The sequence below is a fragment of the Streptosporangium sp. NPDC049376 genome (genome assembly GCF_044466505.1).
Lineage (GTDB): Bacteria > Actinomycetota > Actinomycetes > Streptosporangiales > Streptosporangiaceae > Streptosporangium.
The window spans coordinates 1,185,048-1,193,347 of sequence record NZ_JBITMT010000001.1 but is presented as its reverse complement, the minus strand read 5'-3'; the positions used below and the strand labels follow the sequence as shown (position 1 = coordinate 1,193,347).

At 73.0% G+C, this 8,300-nt stretch carries 7 protein-coding genes; 1 reads left to right on the top strand and 6 read right to left on the bottom strand.

What is annotated here, in order from left to right; all coding sequences use genetic code 11:
* The coding region (locus tag ACIBVQ_RS05450) for a thioesterase domain-containing protein (protein WP_399175803.1) at positions 1–1,514 on the top strand (1,514 nt) is incomplete at its 5' end.
* 57 nt (positions 1,515–1,571) lie between these two features.
* Here ACIBVQ_RS05450 and ACIBVQ_RS05445 read toward each other — a convergent pair.
* From ACIBVQ_RS05445 to ACIBVQ_RS05420, 6 genes are read right to left on the bottom strand one after another with little or no spacing between them, the layout of a single operon-like run.
* The gene (locus ACIBVQ_RS05445) at positions 1,572–1,979 is read right to left on the bottom strand and encodes an ester cyclase (protein ID WP_352009432.1); all 408 of its coding nucleotides are present in this window, start codon (positions 1,977–1,979) and stop codon (positions 1,572–1,574) included.
* 38 nt (positions 1,980–2,017) lie between these two features.
* Entirely contained in the window at positions 2,018–2,833 is an 816-nt protein-coding gene (locus ACIBVQ_RS05440; protein ID WP_352009431.1) for an SDR family oxidoreductase, read from the bottom strand.
* Positions 2,834–2,842: 9 nt separating this feature from the next.
* Positions 2,843–4,699 carry a dipeptide ABC transporter ATP-binding protein gene (locus ACIBVQ_RS05435; protein ID WP_399175800.1) on the bottom strand — a complete coding sequence of 619 codons (1,857 nt, stop codon included), beginning with the start codon at positions 4,697–4,699 and terminating at the stop codon, positions 2,843–2,845.
* Positions 4,696–5,532 carry an ABC transporter permease gene (locus tag ACIBVQ_RS05430; protein ID WP_399175798.1) on the bottom strand — a complete coding sequence of 279 codons (837 nt, stop codon included), beginning with the start codon at positions 5,530–5,532 and terminating at the stop codon, positions 4,696–4,698. Before ACIBVQ_RS05430 ends, ACIBVQ_RS05435 begins: the two co-directional genes overlap by 4 nt.
* The gene (locus ACIBVQ_RS05425) at positions 5,529–6,467 is read right to left on the bottom strand and encodes an ABC transporter permease (RefSeq protein WP_399175796.1); all 939 of its coding nucleotides are present in this window, start codon (positions 6,465–6,467) and stop codon (positions 5,529–5,531) included. The genes ACIBVQ_RS05430 and ACIBVQ_RS05425 overlap by 4 nt, the downstream gene beginning before the upstream one ends.
* A 5-nt stretch (positions 6,468–6,472) precedes the next feature.
* Complete coding sequence (locus ACIBVQ_RS05420) at positions 6,473–8,197, bottom strand: ABC transporter substrate-binding protein (protein WP_399175794.1); 1,725 nt, start codon at positions 8,195–8,197, stop codon at positions 6,473–6,475.
* Positions 8,198–8,300 lie beyond the last annotated feature (103 nt).

Below are 8,300 nucleotides of genomic sequence, written 5' to 3'. Positions count from 1 at the left end.
ACACCGCCGCCAACACCTACCTCGACGCCCTCGCCACCAACCACCCCACAACCACCTCCCTCGCCTGGGGACTCTGGCAACAGGAAAGCGACATCACCGCCCGGTTGAGCTCGGCGGACCAGGCGCGCATCGCGCGCACCGGGCTGCGGTCGCTGCCCACCGAGCAGGCGCTCGCGCTGTTCGACGCCGCCGTCTCCGGGCGGGCGCGAGGCTCGGTCGCGGTGCCCGCGCTGCTGGCGCCGACCGTGGAGGGAACGCCCGCACCGCTCCTGCGCGGACTCGTCCGGGCCGCCCGGCCGAGCGCACGGACCCGTGCGGGAGCCGGGGGCGGGGCGGCGTCGCTGGCGGGCAGGCTGGCCGGGCTCGACCGTGAGGCGCGTGCCGAGGTCCTGCTCGAACTGGTCCGCGGTGAGGTCGGCACGGTGCTCGACCATCCGGCGCCGGGCACCATTCCCGCTGACCGCGCGCTCATCGAGCTGGGTCTCGACTCGCTGACCTCCGTCGAACTGCGCAACCGCCTCAGCACCGCCACCGGACTCCGCCTACCGGCGACCCTCACCTTCGACCACCCCACCCCCCAGGCCATCGCCGACCTGCTCGACCGTGAGCTGGGGGAAACGGCCAGGGAGGTACGGCCGGGCCGTACCTCGGCGGAGGGGTCGGGGGGCGGGCTGGCCGCGCTTCACCGGCGGATGCACGAGACGGGCAAACACCTGCAGGCGGCCGAGTTGCTGCTCGCGGTCTCCCACGTGCGCGGCCAGTTCGGCGCCGCCGAACGTGAGCGGTACGCGCGGCCTCCCATCAAGCTGGCCACCGGCCCCGGGCGGGTGTCCCTGGTGTGTTTCCCCGCGCTCAGCGCGATCTCCGGACCGCACGAGTACTCGCGGTTCGGCCAGGTCTTCAGGGGGGAGCGGAACGTCCACGTCGTACCGTCTCCCGGATTCACCGACGGGGAGGCCGAGGCGCTACCCGACTCGCTGGAGACACTGGTCCAGATGAACGTGGAGGGTCTGCGTGCCTGCGTCGGCGAGGACGAGCCCTTCGTGATCGTCGGCCGTTCGATGGGTGGCTGTGTCGCGCACGCGGTCGCCGTCGCGCTTGAGGACCAGGGGCTGAGGCCCGCCGGGCTCGCGCTGATCGACAGCTATCCGATCGACGCGGCGGGCCAGGAGGGCATGGAGTGGTGGCTGGGCGGCATGATCGGCGGGATGCTCGACCGGATCGACCGGTTCGACATGACGTTGCACGACGACAGGCTGACCACGATGGGTCTCTACAACCGGCTCTTCGTCGGCTGGCAGCCGAAGCCGGTCCAGACGCCGATCCTGCTGCTGCGGGCGACGGAGCCGTTGCGCGGCACGACGGTCGATCCCGAGGGCCGGCTGGACTGGCGGGCGTACTGGCCGGTGGCGCACGAGTCGACCGACATCCCCGGCGACCACTTCACCACTCTTGAGGAGCGTTCGGACACCACCGCCCAGGCGATCAGGTCGTGGGTCGACGGGCTGGTGTGACGGTCGCATGACACCGCCGCCCGCTCCGGACTCCCGGAGCGGGCGGCGGGCGGGCGCTCAGACGAGCTGCTGCACGATGCCGAGACGGTCGGGCAGGACCTCGTACTCGATGATCTGGCCGTCACGGAACCTGATGGTGCTGATGCTCTGGCCGACGAAACGGCGTCCGCTCGGCGGGGCGCCGAACACCTCGCCGCGCTGCACCCCTTCGATGGTCCAGTAGACGACGACCCTGTCGTTCTCGGCGACGGTGTCGGTCACCGTGGCCGTCACCCCCTCGACCGCCTGGCGAAGCCAGGTGATGTGCTGGACGAAACCGGCGCGCCCGCCGCCGCCCAGCGCGGGTCCCGCGGCGTCGGTGCCGTCCTCGGCGACGATCTCGTCGAGGACCTCCAGGCGGCCCTTGGACACGACCTCCTCGTAGAAGCGTCGCGCCACCGCGCGGTTGGTCTCCGTGGTGCTCATCGTTGACTCCTTTTCCGTTGAGGTGTGGGGAACGGGGGTCACCGGACGCCGGGCAGCGGGAGGACTCCCAGGCTCGCGTCGAGGCCGCCGTCGGCGACCAGCGTCGTCCCGGTGACGTAGGAGGCGGCCGGGGAGGTCAGGAACCAGACGACCTCGGCCTGTTCGCGGGGTTCTCCGAAGCGCTGCAGCGGGATGCGCCTCTCGATCTCCGCCGCGAAGGCCGGGTTCTGCCGTACCCCCTCGTTGATCCGGGTCCAGGTGAGGCCGGGGGCCAGGGCGTTGACCCGGATGCCCTGGACGGCGTAGTCGATGGCGGCGGCCCGTACCAGGTTGATGACGGCGCCCTTCGAGGCGTTGTAGGCCCAGTTGCCCGGGTCTGCGCGCAGACCGGCGACGGAGGCGGTCACCACGATGGAGCCGCCGCCTCCCTCGCGCAGCACGGGTGCCGCTGCCCGGATGCCCAGGACGGGGCCGCGCAGGTTGACGGAGAGGATGCGTTCGGCGGCCTCGACCGCGCCGGGCGCCTCGAAGGGACGGGTGCCGCCGATCCCGGCGTTGAGCACGACGGCGTCGAGCCCGCCGAACTCCTCGACGGCCAGCGCGACCGCCTTCCGGTTGGCGGCCTCCGTGGACACGTCGCCGACGAGGGGGACGACCCGGTCGAGGCGGGCGATCTCCTTGAGGCTCCACTCGTCGTGGTCGACGGCGACGACGCCGACTCCCCGTTCTGCGAACAGTTCCACGGTCGCCCGGCCGATGCCCGAGGCGGCGCCCGTCACGACGACGGATCGCGGCGCCGGGGTCCAGCCCGGGTAGAGGCCCTCAGGGCGTGGTTCAGGGGTGGTTGGGGTCATGTCGGCCTTTCAGGTCCGTGACGGGGACGGGTCTCCCGGCCGCGGGTCGCGCGGTTCCGGGTTCTGGGAAACGCGGGTGTGCCGTACGGGGCCAGGGCCGATCCGTGGCACGGCGGCGAGCAACGCCCGGGTGTAGGCGGCCTGTGGAGCACGGAAGACGGCCTCGACCTGTCCGGTTTCGACCACCTTGCCGTCCTTCATGACCGCCACCCGGTCGCACACCTGGCGGATGACGCCCAGGTCGTGTGAGATGAACAGCAGTGAGACCCCGGCCTCGTGTCTGAGCCGGGTGAGCAGCGTCAGGATCTGCGCCTGCACGGTGACGTCGAGCGCGGAGACCGGCTCGTCGCAGACGAGCACGTCGGGGGCGGGGGCGAGCGCCCTCGCGATGGCCACGCGCTGCCGCTGACCGCCGGACAGCCGGCCGGGCCGGCTGCGAAGAACGGCGGGGTCGAGCCCGACCTGCCCGAGCAGCTCGGCGACGCGTTCACGTACGACGCCTTTCCGAGCGCGGGGCAGCGCCTCCGCGACGATCTCCTCAACGGTGTGGCGGGGGTCGAAGGAGCTCAGCGGGTCCTGGTCGACGAGCTGGATGCGGGAGCGCCGGGCGCGGCGGTCCCGTTCCTTCAGGCCGCTCCAGGGCCGGCCGTGCAGCAGCACCGATCCGGCGTCGGGTTCGAACTCGGCCATGACGATCCTGGCGGTCGTGCTCTTGCCCGAACCCGACTCCCCCACGATCCCCAGCGCCTCCCCCGCGGCCAGGTCGAACGACACGTCGTCGACCGCGGTGCGGTGGGAGCCGCCGGGTGAACGGAAGCGTTTGACGACCCCCCGGACGGTGAGGACCGTCTCGGCCCGCGTCGGCGCTGCGGGGCCCGCGGCGCGCTTCCTGGACGCGGTCGCGGGCACTGTCCCCGGATACCAGCAGCGCACCACCCGGTCCGTCCCGTACGGCAGCGCCTCGGGCGGCCGTTCACGGCAGCGGTCGTCGGCCAGCGGGCAGCGGGGCGCGTAGGGGCAGCCCTCCTGGGCGGCGGGTGCGGAGCGGAGCCCGGACAGGTCGGGCACCGGGCCGTCGACGGAGGGCACCGCGGCGAGCAGGTCGGCCGTGTAGGGGTGGGCGGGCGCCGTGAGCAGGCCGGCCGCGGGCCCCTGTTCGACGACCGTTCCCGCGTAGAGGACGGCGACGTGGCCGGCGAGCCTGGCGACGACCGCCAGGTCGTGGCTGATCAGCAGCAGTGCCGTACCCGCGTCCCTCCTGGCGGCCAGCACGTCGAGGACCTGGGCCTGGACGGTGACGTCGAGGGCGGCCGTCGGCTCGTCGGCGATCAGCAGCCGGGGGCGGGCCGCGACGGCGGAGGCGATCAGGGCGCGCTGCCGCAGGCCGCCGGACAGTTCGTGGGGGTACTGCAGGAGGCGGACCTCGGGGTCGGGGACGCCCACCTCGGACAGCAGCGCGACGACCTGGTCGTCAAGGTCGTCGCGGCTGGCCAGGCCGTGTACCTCAAGGGGTTCGGCGACCTCGTAGCCGACCCTGCGCAGCGGGTCGAGGGAGGTCAGCGCGTCCTGCAGGACGTAGCCGATCCGCCGTCCGCGCAGCCGCCGCCACTGCCGTCCGCCCAGCCCGAGCAGGTCGTGTCCCGCGAAGGACAGGGTGCGCGCGCGGACGTCGGCGCCCTGCCCGGCCAGGCCGAGCAGCGCGCGGGCGGTGACGCTCTTGCCGGAGCCCGACTCGCCGACCACGGCCAGGCACTCGCCCGCGCGCAGCGTCAGGCCGACGTCCCGTACGGCGCGCACGACGCCGTGCCGGGTGGTGAAGTCGACGGAGAGCCCGTCCACGACGACCAGCGGTTCCTCCCGCGTCACGGCTCCCGCCTCTCGTAGCGGGCCTGCAGGGCGCGCCCCACGGCCGTGGCGGACATGACGGTCAGGGTGATGGCGGCGCCGGGGAAGAGGGCGAGGGTCCAGGAGACGTCGAGGTAGTTACGGGCCTGGGCGAGCATGGCGCCCCATTCGGGGGCCGGTGGCCGTGGGCCGAGGCCCAGGAAGCTGAGGGAGGCTCCGGCGATGACGGCGGTGCCGACGTTCAGCGTCGCCAGGATCAGCAGCGGCGCCAGCGTGTTCGGCACGATGTGCCTGCGCAGAACGCGGCGGGGTCGCAGTCCCAAGTTGGTCGCGGCCCTGACGTAGGCGGAGTTCCGCACGAGGAGGGCCTGGACCCTGACGACGCGGGCGAAGCCGGGGGCCAGGGCGACGGTGATGGCCAGGGTGGCGTTGCGGGTGCCGGGGCCGAGGACGGCGACCACGAGCAGCGCCGTGAGGACGCCGGGGAAGGCCAGCAGGATGTCGGCCAGGCGCATGGCCACCTCACCGGCGACCCGTCCGCCGAGCGCGGCCAGCAGTCCCCACGCCGAGCCTGCGGCTCCGGCGAGCAGTGTGGAGCCCAGGCCGACGAACAGCGAGGCGCGGGCGCCGTACACGACACGGGCGAACACGTCGCGGCCGAGTTGGTCGGTGCCGAACGGGTGCCCGGCGCCGGGGCCTCGCAGGGCGGCGGTCGCGTCCACCTGGTCGGGTGCCCCGGCGAACAGCGCGGGGAACAACGCGGCGCAGCAGACGAGGGCGAGGAACGCGCAGGCCGCCCACAGTCCTGGCCGCGGGCGCGTTCCCCGGTACGGCACGAGCGTGGGGGCGGTCACGGGGTGGCCTGCCGTACGCGGGGGTCGACCACCCGGTAGAGCAGGTCGAGGCCGGTGTTGATCACTGAGAAGGTGAGGGCCGCGAGCACGACGACGCCGGTCACCACGGGGAAGTCCCTGCCGTTGACCGCCGAGACGATGACCTGGCCGAGTCCCTGGCGGGCGAAGACCGTCTCGACGACCACGACTCCGGCGAGGAGTTCGCCGAGGGCCCAGCCCGACAGGGTGAGGACGGGCAGTGCGGCGTGCCGCAGCGCGTGCCGCAGCCGGATGCGGTTCTCCGTGGCGCCCCTTGACCTGGCGGTCAGGGCGAAGGGCTGTCCGAGGGCGCGTTCGACGCCCTCCCTGGTGATCTGCGCGAGCACGCCCGCGATGGGCAGCGCGAGGGTGATCCACGGCAGTACGAGCGCGCGGGGGCCGTCCTCGCCGAGTACGGGGAACCAGTGGAGGGTGAAGGAGAAGGCGCCGAGCAGCAGGATGCCGATCCAGAAGTTGGGGGTCGAGACGGCGCAGAACTCCAGGACGCGGGAGACGGCCCCGGCTCTGGGGCGTCCCGCGGTGAACAGGGCCAGGGTCACCGCCAGGGTGAAGCCGAGGACCGCGGCGCCGGTGGCCAGGGCGACGGTCGCGCCGAGCTGTTCCAGGATCACCTCGCTCACCGGCTGGTTGAGCTGGTAGGACTCGCCGAGGTCGGCGCGGGCCAGCCTGCCGATGAAGATCGCGTACTGGACGGGCAGGGGGTCGTGCAGGCCGTACCGGGCGCGGATCGTCTCCAGCACCTCGGGGGTGGCGTTCGCCTGGACCCCGCCCGCGATGACGTGGGCGGGGTCTCCGGGCACGAGCCGCATGCCGATGAAGGCCAGTGTCGCCGTCCCCCACAGCACGAACAGGGTCAGCGCGAGCCTGCGTGCCAGTCGGCGTGCCAGCGGCGGCATGGGGATCAGGCCCCCAGCCAGGCGCCGTGGAAGACGGGGTAGGTCTGCGCGTCGAAGGCGACGCCGCGCACCCGCCCCGACAGGCCGACGAGTTGCACCGGCGTGTAGAGGGGCAGCACGTAGGCCTGCCTGAGGACCTCCTTCTGCACGGCCGCGTAGTCGCGCCTGGCCGTCTCCGGGTCCGAGGTCTCGGCCGCCTCCTCGACCCGTTCGTCGATCTCGGGTGAGTCGACGAGAGCGACGTTGCCGCCCGCCTTGGCGTAGGTGTTGCCCGAGGCGAAGGCGAATCTCAGCACGTCGGGGGTCGGCCTGGCGAAGCTGACGTCGATCAGGTCGTAGCCGCCGCCGATGAGGTACTCGCTCACGTAGGCGCCGGTGTCGACGGGTGGCCGCCGGATCTCGATGCCGGCGAGTTTGGCCTGTGCCTGGACGCCCTCGGCCAGGACGTCGCGCTGGTCCTTGTTCCCCTCGGCCCAGAAGGGCCACACGAGGGTGAGCCGTTCGCCGTCCTTGACGCGGTAGCCGTCCTTGTCGGTCTCCTTCCAGCCCGCCTCGTCCAGGAGTCTGGCCGCCTCCTTGGGGTCGTAGGAGGCCAGTTCGCTCTCGGCGCCCGCGTCGTAGGCGGCGGTCACCGCGCTGAGCGGGTTGCGCGCCGCCCTGTAGTGACCGAAGTAGACGCTCCTGACCAGCTGGTCGACGTTGACCGAGGCGGACAGGGCGCGGCGGACCCGCACGTCGCGCAGCGGCCCCCGGGTCTGGTTGAGGTAGAGGTTGTAGTTGAGGCCGGGTGTCTCCTGGGCGTTCAGCGTGAACCCGGGCAGCGTCTTCAGCCTGTCGGCGTTGACGGGCGGCACACCCGCTATGGCCTGTGCCTGGCCGCTGGTCAGCGCGCCGTACCGCGTGGCGTCCTCGGAGACGAACTCGAAGACCAGGCCGTCGAGGTAGGCGGCTCCCTGGTGGGAGGCTCCCGCGGGGGTCGCGGTGTAGCCGGGGTTGCGCCTGAGGGTGACGCGCCTGTCCTTCTCCCAGGAGACGTAGGAGAAGGGGCCGGTGCCGACCGGCCGGTACTCGGAGACCGGCTTGGCGAGCGCGGCCGGGCTCTGGATGCCCAGGTAGGGCACGGAGAGCGCCTGCAGGAAGGGGGTGAAGGGCCGGGAGAGCGTCACTTCGACGACCAGGTCGCTCACCACGCGCGCCCTCCGGTACGGGGCGATCAGCGAGGCCGCGTAGGCCGACTTCGTCCCGGGGTCGACCACGTGGTCGAGGGAGGCCTTGACCGCCGCCGCGGTGAGCGGGGTGCCGTCGTGGAAGGTGACGCCCTCGCGGAGGGTGAAGGTGTAGACCTTGCCGTCCTTGGAGACCGTCCACTCCTTGGCCAGCCAGGGACCGAAGCTGTCCGGGCCGGTCTGCGCCACCAGGGAGTCGAAGACGTTGCGGTCGATGAGACCGGTCACCGCGGTGGCCGCGACGGCCGGGTCCAGCGATACCTGGGTGCCCGCGATCGCGTAGGTGAGGGTGCCGCCCGCGACGGGCGCGCCCGAGGGGCCCGCGACGGCCCGCGCCACCGGCCGGTCAGCGCCTCCTGTCATCACGGAGACGGCGACGGCGCCTGCGACGGCGGCCGTGGCCAGACAGGCGATCAGGACGACGGGGCGCCGGGAGCGCAGGGCGCCCCGCCTGCGGCCGGGGATCGGGGTGGCTCTGGTGGCCGGGTCATCGCTCGGTGTCATCGGCGTGGCCTTCTTCTGGGGCGTGGAACGCGTGCGCGAGAAGGGGCGGACATGCCATCGGCGGGTGAGCCGAATGGCCGGAAAACGCACCCTCCGTGGAAAG

Coding starts and splice junctions, on each gene's coding strand:
- ACIBVQ_RS05445 (WP_352009432.1), bottom strand. CDS start 1,979: ATGAGCACCACGGAGACCAACCGCGCGGTGGCGCGACGCTTCTACGAG.
- ACIBVQ_RS05440 (WP_352009431.1), bottom strand. CDS start 2,833: ATGACCCCAACCACCCCTGAACCACGCCCTGAGGGCCTCTACCCGGGC.
- ACIBVQ_RS05425 (WP_399175796.1), bottom strand. CDS start 6,467: ATGCCGCCGCTGGCACGCCGACTGGCACGCAGGCTCGCGCTGACCCTG.
- ACIBVQ_RS05420 (WP_399175794.1), bottom strand. CDS start 8,197: ATGACACCGAGCGATGACCCGGCCACCAGAGCCACCCCGATCCCCGGC.